This is a genomic window from Beijerinckia sp. L45, from assembly GCF_009765775.1.
Taxonomy (GTDB): domain Bacteria; phylum Pseudomonadota; class Alphaproteobacteria; order Rhizobiales; family Beijerinckiaceae; genus RH-AL1.
In genome coordinates, this window is the sequence record NZ_LMUU01000140.1 from 112,073 (window position 1) to 132,991 (window position 20,919).

At 66.1% G+C, this 20,919-nt stretch carries 18 protein-coding genes; 15 read left to right on the forward strand and 3 right to left on the reverse strand.

What is annotated here, in order from left to right; all coding sequences use genetic code 11:
- Positions 1–902: 902 nt before the first annotated feature.
- Positions 903–1,139, forward strand: a complete 237-nt coding sequence (locus GSQ79_RS15400) for a hypothetical protein (protein WP_158809566.1) — start codon at positions 903–905, stop codon at positions 1,137–1,139.
- A gap of 178 nt (positions 1,140–1,317) precedes the next feature.
- On the opposite strand, the gene GSQ79_RS15405 is transcribed toward GSQ79_RS15400, so the two are convergent.
- Both GSQ79_RS15405 and GSQ79_RS15410 read right to left on the reverse strand, forming a co-directional pair.
- Positions 1,318–1,869, reverse strand: coding sequence for a heme-binding protein (locus GSQ79_RS15405; RefSeq protein ID WP_246725360.1), 552 nt, complete (start codon positions 1,867–1,869; stop codon positions 1,318–1,320).
- 285 nt (positions 1,870–2,154) lie between these two features.
- Entirely contained in the window at positions 2,155–4,470 is a 2,316-nt protein-coding gene (locus GSQ79_RS15410; RefSeq protein ID WP_158809567.1) for a Tex family protein, read from the reverse strand.
- A gap of 222 nt (positions 4,471–4,692) precedes the next feature.
- Here GSQ79_RS15410 and GSQ79_RS15415 point away from each other — a divergent pair, with 222 nt between their 5' ends.
- From GSQ79_RS15415 to GSQ79_RS15475, 13 genes are all read left to right on the forward strand, one after another.
- Positions 4,693–5,403 (forward strand): GntR family transcriptional regulator, encoded by a 711-nt coding sequence (locus GSQ79_RS15415; protein ID WP_246725368.1) that lies wholly within the window; start codon positions 4,693–4,695, stop codon positions 5,401–5,403.
- Positions 5,404–5,544: 141 nt separating this feature from the next.
- Entirely contained in the window at positions 5,545–6,663 is a 1,119-nt protein-coding gene (locus tag GSQ79_RS15420) for a BMP family ABC transporter substrate-binding protein (RefSeq protein WP_158809569.1), read from the forward strand.
- Positions 6,664–6,716: 53 nt separating this feature from the next.
- A complete protein-coding gene (locus tag GSQ79_RS15425; RefSeq protein WP_246725369.1) occupies positions 6,717–7,778 on the forward strand; it encodes an ABC transporter permease in 1,062 nt (353 codons plus the stop codon).
- The gene (locus tag GSQ79_RS15430) at positions 7,775–8,695 is read left to right on the forward strand and encodes an ABC transporter permease (RefSeq protein WP_158809570.1); all 921 of its coding nucleotides are present in this window, start codon (positions 7,775–7,777) and stop codon (positions 8,693–8,695) included. The genes GSQ79_RS15425 and GSQ79_RS15430 overlap by 4 nt, the downstream gene beginning before the upstream one ends.
- A gap of 71 nt (positions 8,696–8,766) precedes the next feature.
- Positions 8,767–9,783, forward strand: a complete 1,017-nt coding sequence (locus GSQ79_RS15435; RefSeq protein WP_158809571.1) for a formamidase — start codon at positions 8,767–8,769, stop codon at positions 9,781–9,783.
- Positions 9,780–10,502: a cysteine hydrolase family protein gene (locus tag GSQ79_RS15440; protein ID WP_158809572.1), complete on the forward strand. Its 723-nt coding sequence runs from the start codon at positions 9,780–9,782 to the stop codon at positions 10,500–10,502. The genes GSQ79_RS15435 and GSQ79_RS15440 overlap by 4 nt, the downstream gene beginning before the upstream one ends.
- 2 nt (positions 10,503–10,504) lie before the next feature.
- The gene (locus tag GSQ79_RS15445) at positions 10,505–12,013 is read left to right on the forward strand and encodes an ABC transporter ATP-binding protein (protein ID WP_158809573.1); all 1,509 of its coding nucleotides are present in this window, start codon (positions 10,505–10,507) and stop codon (positions 12,011–12,013) included.
- Between the two features lie 107 nt (positions 12,014–12,120).
- The gene (locus GSQ79_RS15450; protein ID WP_158809574.1) at positions 12,121–13,560 is read left to right on the forward strand and encodes an MFS transporter; all 1,440 of its coding nucleotides are present in this window, start codon (positions 12,121–12,123) and stop codon (positions 13,558–13,560) included.
- A 55-nt stretch (positions 13,561–13,615) separates the two neighbouring features.
- The gene (locus tag GSQ79_RS15455) at positions 13,616–14,611 is read left to right on the forward strand and encodes an ABC transporter ATP-binding protein (RefSeq protein WP_158809575.1); all 996 of its coding nucleotides are present in this window, start codon (positions 13,616–13,618) and stop codon (positions 14,609–14,611) included.
- A 24-nt stretch (positions 14,612–14,635) separates the two neighbouring features.
- Positions 14,636–15,928: a PotD/PotF family extracellular solute-binding protein gene (locus GSQ79_RS15460; protein ID WP_158809576.1), complete on the forward strand. Its 1,293-nt coding sequence runs from the start codon at positions 14,636–14,638 to the stop codon at positions 15,926–15,928.
- Positions 15,904–16,896: an ABC transporter permease gene (locus GSQ79_RS15465; RefSeq protein WP_246725361.1), complete on the forward strand. Its 993-nt coding sequence runs from the start codon at positions 15,904–15,906 to the stop codon at positions 16,894–16,896. The genes GSQ79_RS15460 and GSQ79_RS15465 overlap by 25 nt, the downstream gene beginning before the upstream one ends.
- A complete protein-coding gene (locus GSQ79_RS15470) occupies positions 16,896–17,786 on the forward strand; it encodes an ABC transporter permease (protein ID WP_158809577.1) in 891 nt (296 codons plus the stop codon). Before GSQ79_RS15465 ends, GSQ79_RS15470 begins: the two co-directional genes overlap by 1 nt.
- Positions 17,787–17,859: 73 nt before the next feature.
- Complete coding sequence (locus tag GSQ79_RS15475) at positions 17,860–18,939, forward strand: ring-opening amidohydrolase (RefSeq protein ID WP_158809578.1); 1,080 nt, start codon at positions 17,860–17,862, stop codon at positions 18,937–18,939.
- A gap of 11 nt (positions 18,940–18,950) precedes the next feature.
- Here the strand turns inward: GSQ79_RS15475 and GSQ79_RS15480 are convergent, their stop codons facing one another.
- Entirely contained in the window at positions 18,951–19,853 is a 903-nt protein-coding gene (locus tag GSQ79_RS15480; protein ID WP_246725362.1) for a polysaccharide deacetylase family protein, read from the reverse strand.
- A 406-nt stretch (positions 19,854–20,259) separates the two neighbouring features.
- On the opposite strand from GSQ79_RS15480, the gene GSQ79_RS15485 reads away from it, so the two are divergent.
- Positions 20,260–20,919, forward strand: a 660-nt coding sequence (locus GSQ79_RS15485) for an amidohydrolase family protein (protein WP_158809579.1), incomplete at its 3' end; no start/stop codon positions are given.

A 20,919-nucleotide genomic window follows, 5' to 3' on the forward strand; every position in this document is an offset into this window, starting at 1 on the left:
AGCGTGCCGAGCCGGAACACGGGCGCTTGCGCGGCGGACGCGCGCGCCGCGAACAGGAACGCAGCCCCGCCAGCAAGAACCGCACGGCGCGAGGACAGAAAAGGGCGTTGCTGATGGTTGGCCATGGCCCGGATCATACGCGTGTCGCGTGGGGCGTAAAGCGTGCTGACGGCCCGGATGCGAGGACGCGGGTGCAAAGCGCGCCAGAGCGTTGTATCGAAAGTCTAATGGGCGCATGCCGCAATATTAGCGCGGCCAAATCGGAACAAAACTTATCGCGGCTTGTTTTTAATGAAACGTGAGCGTTTGGCGCCTCTGGGGCACCGCTCAGCCACAATTAACTCTACCTAAGAGAACGGGGTTGTATATCGGTCAGTTGATTGATTTACAATCAACAGAACACTAACGCGCGAGTTTTTTGATGCGGCTCTTGGCTTTCTTATTTTGTTTGTTGTCGGTGTGGGTTCCGCTGCGCTCCGCAGCGGCCGACCCTTCGCTTCCGCCGCTGAGGGACAAGTACCATGTCACCGAGGCTGAAAAGGCTGCATGTTCGGGCGATGCCGTGCGTCTGTGCAGTGATGCCTATCCCGACGAGGACGCCTTGATCGTCTGCATGCGCGCAAAGCGCGCCGAGCTCAGCAGCGCTTGCGTCGCGGCGTTCGAGTCCGGTCTTAAGAGGCGCCATCTCTAGGGGAGCGCGCCTGGTTTGGGCGCCATCCATCTTGTCGGTCGAGGCCGGCGCTGCTTTGCAAGATTTCCGGGTACTGTTTGCGGGGGCCTGAACCGCAGCGTCGTTGGCACCGTATCACTTGAGACTAAACCGGCTGGCCCGTGCGATGATCGCAAGCGACGGTCGCCTGAGCGATAGATCGCAACGCCGCGGTTCGCAGGAAAGGTGTCCCATGCCCGACAGGCCGCAGCGTCTCGCGCAATTCATTCATGATCGCAAGCCCGATGCCGACAAAGCGGTCCAGGTTCTTTGCGAGGATCATAACGGGACCTACACGCTGCCATTCCTATGCCACTGGACGGAAAGCGCGTGGATCAACGTCGCGACGGCGGCGCCGATCGAAGCCGAGGTGGTTGGCTGGCGCCCGGCGCCGCTCCCCTTCCGACGGCCGGCATACCATCAGACCTAGAGCGCCGGCCGCTTAGATGGACTCGCTTAAGCGATAAGCCGTCGTTCTCTTTTCAAAGGCTTAGAGCATCGGGCCGCACGCAAAAGTCTGCACCTTTGCGCCCGATACTCCAAATCGCATGCGACGCATGGCGACGCACGAAAGCGGCTTTGGCTTCGTGCGTCGGCCCCGACACCGGCTACTTGATGAGATCGGCGCCGGTCTTGCAGATCAGCGCATCCTGATCGCCCGTCCCACCGCTGCAGCCGATCGCACCGATGATGGTGCCGTTCTCGATCAGCGGAAAGCCGCCTGGCGAGGCCGCAAGCTGCGGATCCAGCGTCCCGACGGACGTATGACCGGTCTCATAGGCGCTATAGAACACACGGGACTCACGACGCCAGCGCGCCGCGGTGCGGGCCTTGTTCTGGGAAATCGTGATCGACGCATATTGCGCGCCGTCCATATGGGCGAAGTGAACGAGTTCGCCATGCGTGTCGACGACGGCGATGTTCATCTTCCAGTGGCGCTTGTTCGCCTCGGCCTCCGCCGCCGACAGGATCTGCCGGGCGCGTTCGAGGTTGATCGGCGTGCCGTAGGGGATGTCGAAGGGCATCTTGTCCGGCGTGCCGCCCGATGGCGGCTGTGCCGGCGCGGGCGCCGCTGCAGGGGTAGCTGGTTGTTGCGCAAGCGCCTGGCCGGCAGAGCCCAGCGCCATGACCATCAGGGAAGCCGTCATGAAACGTCGCATCGCAATCTCCTGTCAGGGCGTCCGCTCGGACTACCGTTGCGGCAGCAACCTATTGGCGGCGCGCGACCGAGGCAAGACATCGCATCCGGCCGAAAGTCGAAGCCGGCAAATGTGCCGGAAAGTTGATGGCACGCCCTCGGCGCCTGACGGTCCGAAAGGGGCCGCCGCCTTCGTGGGCGGTTAGCGGCGGCCTTTCGATGTCGTCTTGATGATGAACTCGACGACGACAATGATCTATTCGTCCGGCGCACACGACGACATAGGAATCTCGTGTGTGAAACGCCGTCAGGTGCGATTTTTCGCGGCACGGCGCATGGCATCGGCAAAGGCGCCGCCGGCCGCCGGGTCCGACCGTTGTGGGGTCGACGTTCTTTGCGGCGACCGGTCCGGCGCGCGTTCGACACGCGGCGGCTTCGCGCCCACCTCGTCGTCCAGCCGCAATGTCAGGGCGATGCGCTTGCGCGGCTTGTCGACCTCGAGCACCTTGACCCGCACGGTATCGCCCGGCTTGACGATCTCGCGGGGGTCCTTGACGAAGGTTTTGGCCAGCGCGGAGACGTGGACCAGCCCGTCCTGATGCACGCCGATATCGACGAAGGCGCCGAAGGCGGCGACATTGGTCACCGTGCCTTCCAAAATCATCCCGGGCTCGAGATCGCTCAGTGTCTCCACGCCCTCCTTGAAGACCGCGACCTTGAAGGCCGGGCGCGGATCGCGACCCGGCTTTTCCAGTTCCTTCAAAATGTCGGTCACCGTTGGCAGGCCGAAGGTCGCGTCGACGAACTGCTGGGCGTTGAGCTGACGCAGCGCCGCCGCATTGCCGATCAGGCCCCTGATGTCGCTCTTCGCGGCTTCGATGATCCGGCGCACCACGGGATAGGCCTCGGGGTGCACGCCGGACATGTCGAGCGGATCGTCGCCGCCGGTCACGCGGAGAAAGCCGGCGCATTGCTCGAAAGCTTTCGTCCCAAGCCGCGGCACCTCCTTCAGCGCCTTGCGCGAGCGGAACGGCCCGTTGGCATCGCGGAACTGCACGATGTTCTGCGCCAGGCCCGACCCGACGCCGGACACCCGCGCCAGGAGCGGCGCGGAGGCGGTGTTGACGTCGACGCCGACGGCGTTGACGCAATCCTCCACCACCGTATCGAGCGAGCGCGACAGTTTCATTTCGCTGAGATCATGCTGATACTGGCCGACGCCGATGGATTTCGGGTCGATTTTCACCAGTTCGGCGAGCGGGTCCTGCAACCGTCGGGCGATCGACACCGCCCCGCGCAGGGTCACGTCAAGGTCCGGCAGTTCCTCCGAGGCAAAGGCCGAGGCCGAATAGACCGACGCACCGGCTTCCGACACCACGACCTTGGTCATCGCCAGCTCCGGCCGCATGCGGACGAGTTCCGTCGCCAGCTTGTCGGTCTCGCGCGACGCCGTGCCGTTGCCGATGGCGATCAGATCGACCTTGTGCGTCGTCGCCAGCTTGGCGAGTGTCGCCAGCGAATCGTCCCAGCGGCGCTGCGGCTCGTGCGGGTAGATCGCGGTCGTCGCCACGACCTTGCCCGTGGCATCGATCACCGCGACTTTTACGCCCGAACGAAAGCCCGGGTCGAGGCCCATCGTCGCCCGCGCGCCGGCGGGCGCGGCCAGCAGCAGGTCGCGCAGGTTGGCGGCGAACACCCGCACCGCCTCCTGCTCGGCGGCCGTCCACAGCCGCAGCCGCAGGTCGACGTTGAGATGGACGAGAATCTTGGTGCGCCAGGCCCAGCGCACGGTCTCGGTGAGCCAGCGGTCGCCGGGGCGGCCGCGCTCGGCGATGGCGAAGCGCTGCATGATCCGCAGCTCATAGGGTGTCGGACCGACGGGCGGCGTGGCAGAGGCCGGCATCGGCTCGAAGGTGAGGTCCAGCACCTCCTCCTTCTCGCCGCGGAACAGCGCGAGGATGCGATGCGACGGCAGCTTGCCGAAGGCCTCCGCGAAATCGAAGTAGTCGCTGAACTTGGCACCAGCGTCCTTCTTGCCGTCGCGAAGCCGCGAGCTCAGCCGGCCGCTCGTCCACATCAGCTCGCGCAGCGACCCGATGAGGTCGGCGTTTTCCGCGAAGCGCTCCACCAGAATCGAGCGCGCGCCGTCGAGCGCCGCGGTGCCGTCGGCCACACCTTTGTCGGCATCGACGTAGCCAGCCGCCACCTGCGCCGGATCGGCCTCTGGCTGGGTCAGCAGACGCTCCGCCAGCGGCTCCAGCCCGGCTTCGCGGGCGATCTGCGCCTTGGTCCGGCGCTTCAGCTTGAACGGGAGGTAGATGTCTTCGAGCCGGCCTTTGCTGTCGGCGGCCATAATGCTGGCCTCCAGCGCCGCATCGAGCTTGCCCTGGTCGCGCACGGCCTTGAGCACGGCGGTGCGCCGCTCCTCGAGTTCGCGCAGATAGGTGAGGCGTTCTTCCAAAGTCCGCAGCTGTGCGTCGTCAAGCGCGCCGGTCATTTCCTTACGGTAGCGGGCGATGAACGGCACCGTCGCGCCGCCGTCGAGGAGGTCGACAGTCGCCTGGACCTGTTCGTCGCGAACGCCGAGCTCCTTTGCAATCTGTCGATGAAGTGCAATCGCCAAAGCAAATACCTTTCGCAGAAGAGTCGCGGATCCGAAGAGGCGCAGTTCGAAACGGACGCGCATATGGACGAGCGCCCATCGATTCTTCAATCCCTCGGGATGCAGAGCCTGGACGCGGATTGCGGCAGCGTGACGGTGAGGCCGCCTGCTGCTTCGATGATGCGAGTTGCCACGATTGCATGCAATCGTCATACTCATCGGGATGACGAGCCCTTGGATACGATGATGGCGCTGGTGACCAAACCCGGCGCAACCCGGGCGGAGCAGCTGGCCGCGGATCTGTCCCGCGAGATCATCGAAGGCACGCTGCCGCCCGGCGTCAGGCTGGACGAGCACTCCCTCGCCCACCGCTTTGGGGTGTCGCGCACGCCGGTCCGCGAGGCGCTGAAACGGCTCGCAGGGCTCGGTCTCGCCGAGGTTCGCCCGCACCGCGGCGTCATCGTCGTCGACATGCCCGCCGCCCGCGTCACCGAGCTTTTCGAGGCGCTGGCGGAGGCCGAGGCGGTCTGCGCGCGGCTCGCCGCGATCAAGCGCTCGTCGCTCGAGCTCGACCAACTCGAGGCTCTGCACGGCGAGTTCGAGGCGCTGAAGAGCGAGGGGTCGCCGCTCGCCATCGCGATCGTCAACCGGGCCTTCCACGAAGGCATCTATGGCGGCGCCCACAACGGCTTTCTCGCCGACCACGTGATGAGCCTGCGCAAGCGCCTCGCGCCGTTCACCACGGCGCAGTTCCGCCTGATGGGCCGGCCGCTGCAATCCGCCCGCGAGCACGCCATCGTGCTGGACAGCATCCGTGGACGGGATGGCGTGACGGCGGGCGAGGTGATGCGCCGGCATGTGATGGCGGTCGGCGCCGCCTGGGCGCAATGGGCCGCAGCCGATCCCGATCGGAATGCCACCGCCGCGGGCCCAGCGAAGCGGCAATCTGCCTAAGCCGCCTGCGAGGATTGCATGCAATCCTGGCGCGATGTGGTTATCCCGCAGGCAGCGCCTCTGCCACGATGATCCACACCGGAGATAAGCCTCTGGTGGCACAGGCCTTGCTGACTCGCTTTCGTCAATTTGGGAGTCGTCATGTCACGTCGTTTCACCGCCTCACGCCGCGAACTCCTGCTGGGTGCGGGCAGCGCCGCCGCCCTTGTCGGCACCTCCGGCCACATGGCCTTCGCCAAGGGCCCGGTCACCATCGGCTTCATCTACGTCGGCACCAAGGATGACTACGGCTACAACCAGGCCCATGCCGAAGGCGCCGCGGCGATCAAGGGCATGAAGGGCATCAAGGTCGTCGAAGAGGAAAAAGTCCCCGAGACGCTCGACGTCGAAAAGACGATGGAAAGCATGATGGCGCTCGACGGCGCGACCCTGCTGTTCCCGACCAGCTTCGGCTATTTCGACCCCTTCATGCTGAACGAGGCCAAAAAGCACACCGACGTGCAGTTCCGCCATTGCGGCGGTCTGTGGGACAAGTCCAAGCACCCGATGAATGCGGGCTCGTACTTCGGCTACATCGGCCAGGGCCAGTACCTCAATGGCGTCGTCGCCGGGCACATGACCAAGAGCAAGAAGCTCGGTTTCGTCGCCGCCAAGCCGATCCCGCAGGTTCTCATCAACATCAACAGCTTTACCCTCGGCGCCCGCTCGGTCGATCCCAGCATCACGGTGCAGGTGATCTTCACCGGTGACTGGTCGATGCCGGTGAAAGAAGCCGAGGCGACGAACAGCCTGATCGACGCCGGCGCCGACGTCATCACCTGCCATGTCGACGGCCCGAAGGTGGTCGTCGAGACCACCGAGCGCCGCGGCGCTTTCACCTGCGGCTACCATGCGAACCAGCAGAAGCTCGCGCCGAAGGGCTACCTGACCGGCGCCGAATGGAACTGGGCGACCGTCTATAAGATGTTCGCGGACAAGGCGCTCAAGGGCGAGACCATGCCGAATTTCGTGCGCGGCGGCCTGGCCGACAACTTCGTCAAGATGTCGCCCTATGGGCCGGCCGTCTCCGACGCCGCGAAGAAGAACGCGGACTCCGTCAAGGCCGAGATGGTGAAAGGCGGCTATGCCGTGTTCAAAGGTCCGCTCAAGGACAACAAGGGCAAGGAGGTCATCGCCGCGGACAAGGCCTATCCCGAAACCGCCATCGAACTCGAGAGCATGAACTATCTCGTCGAGGGCGTCATCGGCAATCTGGCGTGAGCGACAGCGCGGCCCTGCCCTCGGCCACGACGCTCGCCGACGCGCCCGCGCCGGTGTTCGATCGCGGCTACCGGTACCGGCACGCGCTCGAATCGATCCTGGTGCCCGCGCTCGCCTTGGTGCTCGCGGCCGCCGGCTTCGCGCTGTTTCTGATCTGCCTCGGCCAGTCGCCGCTGGACTTCGTCGACCTCGTCTGGCGCGGCGCCTTCGGCAGCGCGTTCTCGATCCAGAACACCCTGCTGAAGGCCTCGCCGCTGCTGCTGACGGCGCTCTGCGTGGCGCTGCCGGCGCAACTCGGGCTGGTGATCATCGGTGGCGAAGGCGCGGTCGTGCTCGGCGGCCTCGCCGCCGCGGCGATCGCGCCGCCCTTGGCCGGCATTCCACCTTTGCTCCTGCAGGTGCTGATGATGATCGCCGGCATGAGCGCCGGCGCGGTGTGGATCGGCTTCGCCGGCTGGCTGCGCGCCAAGCGCGGCATCAACGAGACGATCTCCAGCCTACTGCTCGCCTATATCGCCATCGCGCTGTTCAACCACATCGTCGAAGGGCCGCTGCGCGATCCCGCCAGCCTCAACAAACCGTCCACCGCTGACATCGGCGCCGGCAACATGTTCGGCTACCTCCCCGGCACCGACGTCCATCCCGGCCTGATCTTCGGCATCATCGCCTGCATCGCCTTCTACATCCTGATCTTCAAGACCAGCTTCGGCTTCGGCTGCCGCGTCACCGGCGGCAGTTTGCGCGCGGCGCAGTTGCAAGGGTTGCCGGTGACGCGGCTGATCATCATCGCCTGCGCGCTGGGCGGGGCCTGCGCCGGTCTCGCCGGCATGGTCGAGGTCGCGGCCGTGCAGGGCCGCGCCAACGCATCGCTCGCCGCCGGCTACGGTTACGCCGGCATTCTCATCGCCTTCCTCGCCCGGCAGAACCCGCTCGCCATCATCCCGATGGCCGTGGTTCTCGGCGGGCTGACGGCCAGCGGTGGCCTGATCCAGCGCCGCATGGACCTGCCCGACGCCACCGTGCTGGTGCTGCAGGGCATGATCTTCGTGGCGATCCTGGCCAGCGAGACCTTCTACGGGCGCTTCGCCTGGTTCCAGCCGAGGCGCGCGCCATGACGTCAGCCGCCTTCGGCACCGTCCTTTTCGCCATGCTCGCCGGCGCGTTGCGCGTCTCGACGCCGTTCCTCTTCGTCAGCCTCGGCGAGTGCCTCACCGAAAAATCCGGCCGCATCAATCTCGGCAACGAAGGCGCGCTGGTGCTTGGCGCGATGGCCGCCTACGCGATCTCCTACGAGACGGGAAACCCTTGGGCAGGCCTGCTCGCCGCGGCGGGCGTCGGCGCCTGCCTCGGCCTGCTCCACGCGGCGCTGTGCAGCCTGACCAAGGTCAGCGACATCGCGATGGGCATCGCCATCATGCTGGCCGGCACCGGCACCGCCTTCTTCTTCGGCAAGCCCTACATCCAGCCCTCGGCGCCGCAGCTGCCCACCATCCCCTTCGGCTTCTGGTCGAGCTCCGCGCAAATTCGCAGCGCGCTCGACGTCAGTCCGCTGTTCTTCCTCGGCGTGATCGTCGGCATCGCCATGGCCTGGGGGTTCCGCAACACCCGGCTCGGCCTGACGATCCGCATCGTCGGCGACAGCGCCGACAGCGCCCGCGCCATGGGCCTGCGGATCAACCTGATCCGCCTCGGCGCCACCGCCGTCGGCAGCGCGCTGGCCGGCATCGGCGGCGCGTTCCTTTCGCTGGTCTATCCCGGCAGCTGGAACGAACAGCTCTCCTCCGGCCAGGGCCTCATCGCCGTGGCGCTCGTCGTTTTCGCGCGGTGGAACCCGCTGTACTGCATCGGGGCGGCGCTGCTGTTCGGCGCCGCCGGAGCGCTTGGGCCCTCCCTGCAGTCGGTCGGCATCTCGAAAGGCTATTACCTCTTCAACGCGGCACCCTATGTGCTGACGCTCGTCCTCATGATCCTGTCGGTCCGCCCTGGACGCTCCCTCAAGGGGGCGCCGGGCGAACTCTCGATCGTTCGCTAGAGCATCGGGCGCAAAAGTTGCAGACTTTTGCGTGCGACCCGATGCGCTGCCTGTAAGAAGAAGGAAATCTGATGAACGGACTCGGCGGCCTCAACAAGTCCCCCAATGGCGTCGTCATCGGCGTCGTGCAGCTGCAGCTCAACCAGATCGACACGCCGGCCGACCTGAAGGCACAGACGCAGGTGATCGTCGACATGGTCGCCAAGGCGCGGCGCAACATGGCGACGATGGATCTGGTGGTGTTTCCGGAATACGCGCTGCATGGCCTGTCGATGAACACCGATCCCGCGATCATGTGCCGGATGGATGGGCCGGAAGTCGCGGCGTTCAAGCAGGCCTGTATCGACAATAAAATCTGGGGCTGCTTCTCCATCATGGAGTTCAACCCGCACGGCAATCCCTACAATACCGGGATCGTCATCGACGACACCGGCGCGGTAAAACTCTATTACCGCAAGATGCATCCGTGGGTGCCGGTCGAGCCGTGGGAGCCCGGCGATCGCGGCATTCCGGTGATCGACGGCCCCAACGGCTGCAAGCTGGCGCTGATCATCTGCCACGACGGGATGTTCCCCGAGATGGCGCGCGAGTGCGCCTACAAGGGCGCCGAGATCATGCTGCGCACGGCCGGCTACACCGCGCCGATCCGCGACTCCTGGCGCTTCACCAACCAGGCGAATTCGTTCCAGAACCTGATGGTCACCGCCAACGTCTGCATGTGCGGCTCGGACGGCACCTTCGACTCGATGGGCGAAGGCATGATCGTCAACTTCGACGGATCCGTCATCGCCCATGGCACGACGGGCCGCGCCAACGAGATCATCACCGCCGAGGTGCGGCCCGATCTCGTGCGCGAGGCGCGCATCCATTGGGGCGCGGAGAACAACATCTACCAGCTCGGCCATCGCGGCTATTCCGCCGTCGCCGGCGGCGCCGGGGACTGCCCCTACACGTTCATGCACGACCTCGTCGCCGGCACCTACAAGCTGCCGTGGGAAGACGAGGTCAAGGTCACGGACGGCACGTCCTGCGGCCTGCCGAAGCCGACGCGCCTTTATGGCGCCAAACGCCAGGAGGCGGCCGAATGAGTGCGACGCTGCTGGAACGCGCGCCCGCAACAACCGAGCGCTATATTGCGGCCAACCCCTATGCCTGGCCGTTCGACGGCGATCTGCGGCCGGAGAACACGGCGCTGGTCATCATCGACATGCAGATCGATTTCTGCGGCAAAGGCGGCTATGTCGACGCGATGGGCTACGATCTCAGCCTGACCCAGGCGCCGATCCCGCACATCAAGGCGCTGCTCACGGTCATGCGCGACCAGGGCTTCACCATCATCCACACCCGCGAAGGCCATCGCCCGGATCTCGGCGACCTGCCCGCCAACAAGCGCTGGCGCTCGCGGCAGATCGGCGCCGGCATCGGCGATCCCGGCCCCTGCGGCCGCGTCCTCGTGCGCGGCGAGCCGGGCTGGGAGATTATCCCCGAGCTGGCGCCGCTGCCGGGCGAGATCGTCATCGACAAGCCGGGCAAGGGCTCGTTCTGCGCCACCGACCTCGAGCTTGTCCTGCACACGCGCGGCATCCGCAACCTGCTGCTCACCGGCATAACCACGGACGTTTGCGTCCACACCACCATGCGGGAAGCCAACGACCGCGGCTTCGAGTGCCTGCTCGTCGCCGACTGCTGCGCGGCGACCGACCGCGGCAACCACGAGGCCGCGCTAAAAATGGTGACGATGCAGGGCGGCGTGTTCGGCGCCGTCGCCGACAGCCCCGCAGTTCTCGACGTCCTGGCGAAGAGCTGACCATGAAAGCCATCGGCGTCGAAGCGGTCAACGTCACCAAGCGCTTCGGCGCCTTCACCGCGCTCGACGATGTCTCGCTGAAGGTGCGGCCCGGAACCGTCCATGCGCTGCTCGGCGAGAACGGCGCCGGCAAGTCGACGCTGGTCAAGTGCCTGCTCGGCTATAACCTCGCCGAAGTGGGCAGCTTCATCGTCGACGGGCGCGAGGCCCATATCACCCAGCCGCAGGATGCCGGCCGACTCGGCATCGGCATGGTCTACCAGCACTTTACGCTGGTACCGTCGATGACGGTCGCGGAAAACCTGGTGATGGCGCGTCCCGATGTGCCCCGCGTCATCAACTGGAGTGTCGAGCGCGCGCGGCTCGCCACCTTCATGGCCGGCATGCCGTTCAAGATCCCGCTCGACGTGCCCGTCGACAGTCTCGCCGCCGGCGAACGGCAGAAGGCGGAGATCCTCAAGCAGCTCTATCTCGAACGCCGGCTGCTGGTGCTGGACGAGCCGACCTCGACGCTGACGCCACAGGAATCGCAGGAGGTGCTGGGCCTCGTCCGCAGCCTGGTGCAGGCCGGCACCATCACCGTCATCATCATCACCCACAAGCTGAAGGAGGTCGCGGCCTTCGCCGACGACGTCAGCGTGCTGCGCCGCGGCAAGATGGTCGGCGGCGGCGCGGTCGCGGCGCTCAGCGCCACCGACCTCACGACGCTGATGATCGGCGAAAAACATGCGCCCGCGATCATCGAACGGCTCGGCGCCCCCGGCGCCACGCCGCGCCTTGCCGTCCACAATCTCGCGACGCTCGGCGACCATGGCCGGCCAGGCCTGAACATCGACGCGATCGTGGTTCATCCGCGCGAGATCGTCGGCATCGCCGGCGTGTCCGGCAACGGCCAGACGGCGCTGCTGGAAGTGCTCGGCGGCCAGCGCTTCGCCACATCCGGCACGATTGCGATCGCCGACAAGCCGTACCACGCCCGCCGCGACGAGGCGTTCGCCCTCAAAGTGCGGGTACTGCCGGAAGAGCCGCTGCGCAACGGCTGCGTGCCCAGCATGTCGGTCGAGGACAACGCGAGTCTTCGCCGCTTCGACCGCAACGACGACGGCAGCCCGCGCCGCTGGCTCGACCGCAAGCGGATGAGCGCGCGGGCCAAGACGATGATCGCCGCCTACGGCATCCGCACGCCCTCCAAGGATGTGCCGATCGCAGCGCTGTCCGGCGGCAACGTGCAGCGCGCGATCCTGGCGCGAGAACTCGACGGGGCGGTGGACGTGTTCATCGTCGCCAATCCCTGCTTCGGCCTCGACGTCAAAGCCGTCGCCGACATCCGCGCCCGCATCGTCGCGGCGCGCAACGGCGGCGCGGCGGTGCTGCTGATCTCCGAAGACCTCGACGAAATCCGCGAGCTGTCCGATCGCATTCTTGTGATGCGCGACGGCGCCATCGTCTTCGAGGCGCCGGCCGGCGCGGATGCGCAGATGATCGGCAGCCACATGGTTGGCCACGGCTGAAGGCTCGGCTCGATATCGCCACGTTTCGCCGCACTTGAATTTGTGGGCCGGTTACGGTTGGTGGGCGCGGCGGATCGGAATCACGGTGCGCGAGGGGAGCGACCGGGATGACGGCACCACCGGATGACAATGGCGCGGTCGCGCGGCCCTATCTCGTGCTGCTGATCTGCTGCCTCAGCCTCTTCATGGTGTCGATGGACGTCACCATTGTCAACGTCGCCCTCCCTTCGATCCAGCACGACTTCAAGGCCTCGACATCCGGCCTGCAGTGGACCGTCGATGCCTACACCCTCGTCGTGGCCTCCGGACTCATGCTGTCGGGGTCGATGGCGGATCGGATCGGGCGCAAGCGTGTGTTTCAGGGCGGCATGGCGTTGTTCTGCGCCGGTTCCGTGCTTTGCGCTCTCGCGCCGAGCATCGGCTGGCTGGTTCTGGCGCGCATGATCCAGGCGCTCGGCGGCACGATGCTGAACCCGGTGGCCGTCGCGATCATCTCGAACACGTTTCCGACGCCACGCGATCGGGCGCGGGCGTTCGGCGTCTGGGGCGCGGTGTTCGGCATCGCCATGGCGGTCGGGCTGCCGGTCGGCGGTTTCCTGACGCAGGTCGTGGGCTGGCGGTCGATCTTCTGGATCAACGTGCCTTTCGGCCTCGCCGCGATCCTCCTGACCAGGATCTATGTTCCGGAGTCCCGCGCCGCACGCTCCGGACGCCTTGACCTCGTCGGCCAGATGCTCGTCGTGATGATGCTGGCCACCTTGATCGCCGGCGTCATCGAAGGGCCGCGGCTCGGCTGGGGCTCGCCGGCAACGATCGCGATGTTTGCCGTTTCGGGCGCTGCGCTGCTCGGCCTGTTGTTCTACGAGCCGCGCCGCAACGATCCGCTGATCGACCTTCAGCTGTTCCGCAGCGTGCCGTTTGCGAGCGCGACGGCAATGGCGCTCTGCTGTTTCGCAGCGTTCGCCGCCTTTCTGTTTCTCAACTCCCTGTTTCTGCAAAACGTCCAGGGGTACACCGCGCTTCAGGCCGGCTTCTGTACCCTGCCGCTCGCCCTGGCGATGATCCTGTGCCCGCCGATCTCCGGCCGGATGATGGGGCTTTGGGGCCCACGCTATTCTTTATTCTGCGCCGGCGTCGCGATGGGATCGAGCGCTCTGATGCTGACACAACTGCAGACCGGCACCCCGCTCTGGTTCATCCTGCTGGCCTATGCGCTGTTCGGCGTCGGCTTCGGGCTCGTCAACACGCCGATCACCGTCACCGCCGTATCCGGTCTGCCGCGCGACAAGGCAGGCCTTGCGGCGGGCATCGCCTCGACGAGCCGCCAGGTCGGCGCGTCGCTCGGCGTCGCGCTCTCCGGGACGATCGCCGGCGAGGGACTGGCGGCCCCGCATGGAGCGATGCTTTCGGGCACCCATACCGTCTGGTGGCTGGTCGTCTGCGGCAGCCTCGCCATCATCGTGCTGGGCCTGGTGTCCACCAGCCGCTGGGGTCTGGCGACCACACGCCATGCCGATCACCTCTTTGCGGAAGAAGCCAAATCATGAGGTGAGTGGCACATGGATTGCGAGTGAATGGCGCACTCCATGAGTTGACCCATCGATGCGCGGCGCCGATCTCGAACTCGTCCACGTCACGAAAACCTACGGGACGTCGACCGCCGTCGATGCCATCGATCTGCGCATCCCCAATGGCGCCTATTGCTGCCTGCTCGGACCGTCGGGCTGCGGCAAGACCTCGACGCTGCGGATGATCGCGGGTCACGAAGCGGTGACCTCCGGCGACATCGCGATCGGCGCGCTGAACGTCACCAACCTGCCGCCGGCGAAACGCGGCACCGCGATGATGTTCCAGAGCTATGCGCTGTTTCCGCATTTGACCTGCCTCGACAACGTCGCCTTCTCGCTGAAGATGAAGGGCGTCGGCAAGAGCGTTCGCCGCGCCAAGGCCCACGAGTTTCTGAGCCTCGTGGCAATGGACGCCTACGCGCAGCGCTATCCCGCGCAGCTCTCCGGCGGGCAGCAGCAGCGCGTCGCGCTGGCGCGTGCGCTTATCACCGAACCGCAGGTTCTGCTGCTCGACGAGCCGCTGTCGGCGCTCGACCCGTTCCTGCGGATCAAGATGCGCGCGGAGTTGCGACGCCTGCAGCGGCAGCTCGGCATCGTCTTCGTGCATGTCACGCACAGCCAGGACGAGGCGATGGCGCTCGCCGATCTCGTGGTGGTGATGAATGCCGGCCGCATCGAACAGGCCGGCTCGCCACGCGAAGTGTTCAACGAACCGAAGACCGAGTTCGTCGCCCGCTTCATCGGCGGCCACAACATCATCAAGCGCGACGGCGACGCCATCGCCGTCCGCGCCGACCGCATGGTGTTGACACCAGGGACCAACGCGGGCGCCGACGCGCTGACCGGCACCGTGCGCTCGATCGAATACCTCGGCATGCACGTGCATCTCGGGCTCGAGAGCGCCTTCGCGCCAGACCTCTTTGCCGTCATTCCCGACGATCGATTCAAGCTGCAGCCGCTGCAGACGGGCGAGGTCGTCGGAATCGCCTGGGCGGACGCCGAGGCTCATCGCATCGCACCGAGCGCATAACGACTTTCTTTTGGGGGGACTGACATGAGTAACGAATCCGAGACCGCTACCGATGTTTCGCGACGCCTCCTGCTGAAAGGGGCAGGCGCAGCCGCCGGCGTCGCCGTGGGCTCGCAGGCGATCACCGGCTTTCCCGCGGTCTGGTCGCAGGAGCCGAAGGTGCTGCGCTATCTCGGCACCGCGGTGAACCAGTCGAGCGACATCGCGAAGAAGCTGAAGGAGGATACCGGGATCATCCTGCAGTACATCTCTGTCGACACCGACGAGGTGACCAAGCGCGCGATCACCCAGCCGAACTCCTTCGACATGCTCGACACGGAATATTTCGCGCTGAAGAAGCTGATCCCGTCGGGCAACCTGCTGGCGATGGACGCCAAGAAGATCGCCAACTTCGACAAGGTCACGCCGGTGCTGACCAAGGGCGAACTGCCCAACGGCAAGAAGATCGGCGACCAGGGCACCGCGCCGAAGAAGGTGATGTTCCTCGAAGGCCAGCATTCGACCAAATTCTCGGCGACGCCGACGGAATGGGTGACGCTGATCCCGACGACCTACAATGCCGACACGCTCGGCATCCGCCCCGATCTGATCAAGCGCCCGATCACCAGTTGGGCGGAGCTTTTGAATCCCGAGTTCAAGGGCAAGGCCGCGATCCTCAACATCCCTTCGATCGGCATCATGGACGCCGCGATGGTGATGGAAGCGACGGGCCAGCACACCTACGCCGACAAGGGCAACATGACGCGGCCCGAGATCGACATGACGATCAAGCTGCTGACCGAAGCCAAGAAGTCGGGCCAGTTCCGCGCTTTCTGGTCGGACTTCAACGAGAGCGTCAACCTGATGGCGTCCGGCGAGACGGTGATCCAGTCGATGTGGTCGCCGGCCGTCACCGCCGTGCGCTCGAAGGGCATTCCCTGCACCTTCCAGCCGCTGAAGGAAGGCTATCGCTCCTGGGCGACCGGCTTCGCGCTGTCCAAGGGCGTCACCGGCAAGAAGGCCGAGCTCGCCTACGAGTTCGTCAACTGGTTCCTCTCCGGCTGGGCCGGCGCCTACCTGTTCCGCCAGGGCTATTATTCCGGCGTGCTGGACACCGCCAAGGCTCACATGGAGCCCTACGAGTGGGCCTATTGGATGGAAGGCAAGCCGGCCGAGAAGGACATCCACGCCCCGAACGGCTCGCTGCTCGAAAAGGCCGGCACGGTGCGTGACGGCGGCTCCTTCGAGACCCGCATGGGCGGCGTCGCCTGCTGGAACGCGGTGATGGACGAGAACGACTACATGGTCCGCAAATGGAACGGGTTCATCGCGGCTTGAGCGGCAACGCACACGAAGCGGCGCACGGCCCTATGGCCGCGCTGGCCGCCGAAACACCGTCGGGCCAGGCGCCCGGCGGTTTTTTCGCGCGTTTCACCGCCCCGGCCCTGCCCGGCTGGCTGCAGGCCGCGCCGCTCGCCATCGTATTCGGCCTGTTCTTCGTCTTGCCGCTGATCTTCGTCACCGTCGTCAGTTTCTGGGACTATAACGACTACGAGATCATCCCCTCCTTCACCGTGCGCAGCTACGTCGAGACGTTCGAGGGCTGCATCGACCAGTTTCCCGATCTCTGCACCATCCTGCAGACCTACGTCTCGACGCTAAAGTTCTGCATCATCGTTTGGGCCTCGACCTTGGTGATCGGCTTCACCGTGGCCTATTTCCTGGCCTTCCACGTGCGCTCGCTGAAGTGGCAGATCGCGCTGACCCTGCTCTGCACGATCCCGTTCTGGACCTCGAACGTGATCCGCATGATCTCCTGGATCCCGCTGCTCGGCCGCAACGGCCTGGTCAACGACGCGCTGGTGTCACTGCACCTCGTGCGCGAACCGGTCGGCTGGCTGCTCTACTCGCAATTCTCGGTGGTGCTGGCCTTCATCCACCTCTTCACCTTCTTCATGATCGTGCCGATTTTCAACTCCATGGCGCGCATCGACCATCGCCTGGTGGAAGCCGCGTATGACGCCGGCGCCAGCGGCTGGCAGACGCTGTGGAACGTCGTCATCCCGCTGTCGAAGCCCGGCATCGTCATCGGCTCGATCTTCGTCGTCACCATCGTGATGGGGGATTTCGTCACCGTTGGCGTGATGGGCGGCCAGCAGATCGCGTCGGCCGGCAAGATCATCTCGACGCGGCTCGACGCCCTGCAGTTTCCGCCCGCCGCGGCCAACGCGGTGATCGTGCTCGGCATCACGCTGGTGATCATCAACCTGCTAACGCGGCTCGTCGACATCCGGCGGGAACTTTGATGCGCGAGGGCCGTCCCGCCATCTTCTACTGGCTCGCGCTGTTCTTCGCGGCCTACGTCCTGTTCCTCTACGGGCCGATGATCGCGATCTTCGTGCTGTCGTTCCAGGGCCCGGAGGGCGGCCTGACGTTTCCGCTCAACGGCCTGTCGCTGCACTGGTTCTCCGACCTGATCGCGGGCGGCGGCATCGTCGATATCGGGGGCGCGTTCCGCCGCTCACTGGTTTTGGGCCTCACCGTGATGCTCGCAACCATCGTGATCTCGGTCCTCGCCGGCCTCGCGTATCGCAAAAAATTCTTCGGCCAGACGATCCTGTTCTACGTCGCCGTCGCCAGCCTGATCGTCCCCTCCATCGTCACCTCGCTCGGCATCGCGCTGGAATTTCGCTTCCTCGACGATGCGGTCAAAGCCTATGGGCCGGCTTGGCTGAGCGAGGGCTACACCACGGCGATGGGCCTGTTCACCTCGGGCCTCGGCGCGCATCTCACCTGGACGCTGCCGTTCGGCCTGCTGATCATGTTCGCCATCTTCAACCGCTTCGACAAGCGGCTGGAGGAAGCCGCGCGCGATCTCGGCGCGACGCCCTGGCAGACGTTTCGCCACGTCGTCGGGCCGATCATCCTGCCCTCGCTGATCGGCATCGGCCTGTTCGGCTTCACGCTGTCGTGGGACGAGATCGCCCGCTCCTCGCAGGCCATCGGCGAACTCAATACGTTGCCGCTCGAACTCAAGGCTCTGACCACCACGGTGACGACGCCCGAGATCTACGCGCTCGGCACGCTCACCACCGGCGTCTCCTTCCTCGTCATCACGCTGTCGCTCGGGCTGTTCACCTGGCTGCGCGCGCGGCGCATGCGCCACGGCTCGAACGCCGGCAGCGGCCTAGTCTAGGGCGTTTTTCACAAACATTGCAGACTTTTGTGGTCGAGAAAATGCCCCTACCTCTTCAAGAAAAGAGCCCGTCATGCCCATCGCTCGCGTGCACCGCCTTTCCGCCGCGGCTCCCGACGACGTGTCGGCCATCGAGGCGGCCATTGCGACGGGCACGCTCGATCCCACTGGCATCGTCGCCATCCTGGGCAAGACCGAGGGGAACGGGTGCGTCAACGATTTTACGCGGTCGTTCGCCGTCACCGCGTTGCAGGCCATGCTGCAGCGGCACATAGCCCCCGATGCGGCAGCAAAGATCTGCCTCGTCATGTCCGGCGGAACCGAGGGCGCGCTTGCGCCACATTGGTTGGTTCTCGAACGTGTCCCGAAAACCGGCGGTCTGTCGCCGGCGCTGGCGATCGGTCGTAGCCACACGGCCGCGCTCGCATCCGAACACCTCGGGCGCCGCGCCCAGGTCGACATGGTCGCCGCCGGCGTGCGCGACGCGATGAGCGATGCCGGCATCGATCGCATCGAGGACGTGCATTTCGTCCAGATCAAGTGCCCGCTGCTGACGGCGGTTCGCGTGCAGGATGCCGATCGACGCGGCGTCACGGTTTCGACGCGCGACACCTTGAAGTCGATGGGCCTGTCGCGGGCCGCCTCCGCGCTCGGGGTCGCGCTGGCGCTCGGCGAGGTGCCCGACGACGCCATCACGGACGCCGGCATCGGCAGCGATGCCAGCCTGTGGTCCGCCCGCGCCTCGGCCTCATCGGGCGTCGAATTGCTGAACCACGAGATCGTCGTCCTCGGGATGAGCCGGCACTGGAGCGGCCCGCTCGTCATCGACCATGGCGTGATGGCCGACCAGATCGATATCGCACCGGTCCGCGCGGCGGCCGCCCGCCTCGGCCTCAACCTTCCGACGCCGGGTGCGTCACCGACGCTGCTGGCCATGCTCGCCAAGGCGGAAGCCGGCACGTCCGGCCGGCTGCGCGGCTATCGTCACACGATGCTCGACGACAGCGATATTTCGGCGACGCGCCACGCCCGCGCCTTTGTGGCCGGTGCCCTGGCGGGGCTCGTCGGCCACGCCGAGATTTTCGTCTCCGGCGGCGCGGAGCATCAGGGGCCCGACGGCGGCGGCCCCGTCGCCCTCATCGTCGCGCGATGATGTTTTACGCGCTACTTCAATGCGCCGGAGTCTTCGAGCGTATGGACATGCGCAGCGATGGCGCCGGGCGTCGTCCACCACACGCCGGGCCGGTCGCGAATCTGCTGCAGGGCGCGCCTGAGATGACGAAGCCGATGCGGCTGTCCGATGATGTAGGGATGAAGCGCGATGCCCATCACCAGCGGCTCCCCGCGCGACTGTTCCAGCATCTCGTCGAACATGTCGGTGACGATATCGGCGAACTGGGCGGCGGAATCCTTGCGCACGGCGATCGACGGGATGTCGTTGGCCTCCTGCGGATACGGCACGGACAGAATCCGTCCACCCCGGGTTTTCAGCCACACCGGCTGATCGTCCATGCACCAGTCGAGCACGTAGCCGTAGCCGGCCTCGGCCAGCAGATCCGGCGTCACCGCACTTTCCGACACCCAGGGCCCGAGCCAGCCGGCCGGCGCCTTGCCCTCGACGGCCGCGATCCGCTGCGTCGCCTCCGCGATGAGCGTCCGCTCGGCCGCCTCATTGAGCGGCCCCTGGCGCTCGGCGTTGGTGCGCCCGTGCGCAACGATCTCGTCGCCGCGCGCCCGGAACGCGTCGATCAGAGCCGGGCAATGATCGTAGATGGCGCTGTTGGCGATGACCGCCGCGGGAAGTTTGAGCTGGTCCAGCAGTTCGAGGATGCGCCAGGCGCCGACACGGTTGCCGTATTCGCGCCAGGCGTAGTTGAGGACATCGGGCTCGCCGGGCTTGGCCGGCACGAGTTCGGCGCCGTGGCCTTCGCCGAACGCGAAATGTTCGAGGTTGAGGCCGATGTAGCAGGCAAGCCGCGACCCGTCCGGCCATTCATAGGTCGGCCGCCCCTTGATCGGGTCGTAGGGAAAGCGTCCGTGCGACGGCAGGTTTGTGTGCTCTGGCAAGGCGAATCCTCGTGATGGAAGGCTCAATCCTGGTAGCAGATTTTGCGCCTAGGCTGATCCTCCCCTGCGCGATGCGCGGGGGAGGATCCGGCCCGCGGCAGGCATCGGACCCGTCTCAGGTGCGGAAAGGGCAGATTCCAAAAAATCGGCTTGGGCGCCGGGACTTGCGCCGTCCGGGCGCGGCTCTCATCCTGTCTTCGACACGATCGCCGCACGCGCCGTGACGCAATGGTGACGCAACCGGTGACGCAAGAAACGCAGCCAAACAGGTGACGAACGTGACGCAGGTGACGCAAGTGACGCAAGAATGTGGAAGCCGGCGCCGCAGTCAGACCGAGAGGACAGCGGAGGCCGAGCCCATCGCCTTTTTCGGCGGTCAGCGCTCTCGTGGCGGAGAGTCCGGCCAGTGACCGAACCACGCCCTAAAATTATCCGCGGTGGACGCCTGCTCGACATCGCCGGCGGGCAAGCGCCCGAACGCGACATTCTGGTCATCGACGGCCGCATCGCGGCGATCGACGAACCGGGTTTCGCCGCGCCCGACGATGCGGAAACGATCGATGCCGCCGACCGCCTGCTGATGCCGGGCCTCGTCAACGCGCACACCCACTCTCATGGCGCGTTGGCCCGCGGTCTGGTCGATGACCGGGTGCCACTGGAGGTTTTTCTGAACGGGGCGGCGGCCGCCGTCGGCTCGCGTTCGACAGACGACAAGTATCTCAGCGCGGCCCTGTCCGCAGCCGAGATGATCCGGCGCGGCGTCACCGCCTGTTACGACCTCACCCTCGAGCTGCCCGGGCCCTCGGTCGAGGGTATCCATGCCGTGGCCCGCGCCTATGACGACGCCGGCATGCGCGCGGTCATCGCGCCGATGCTCGCAGACCGCACCCTGTACCAGGCCCTGCCGGGCCTGCTCGACGCCTTCCCGGACGCTTTGCGGGAGCGCTACGCCACACTTGCCGCCGCCCCGGCGGCGCAGACGCTCGAAACCTGCCGCACGGCCTTCCGCACCTGGCCCTACGATCGCAGCCGCATCCGCCCGGCCATCGCCCCGACCATTCCCCTG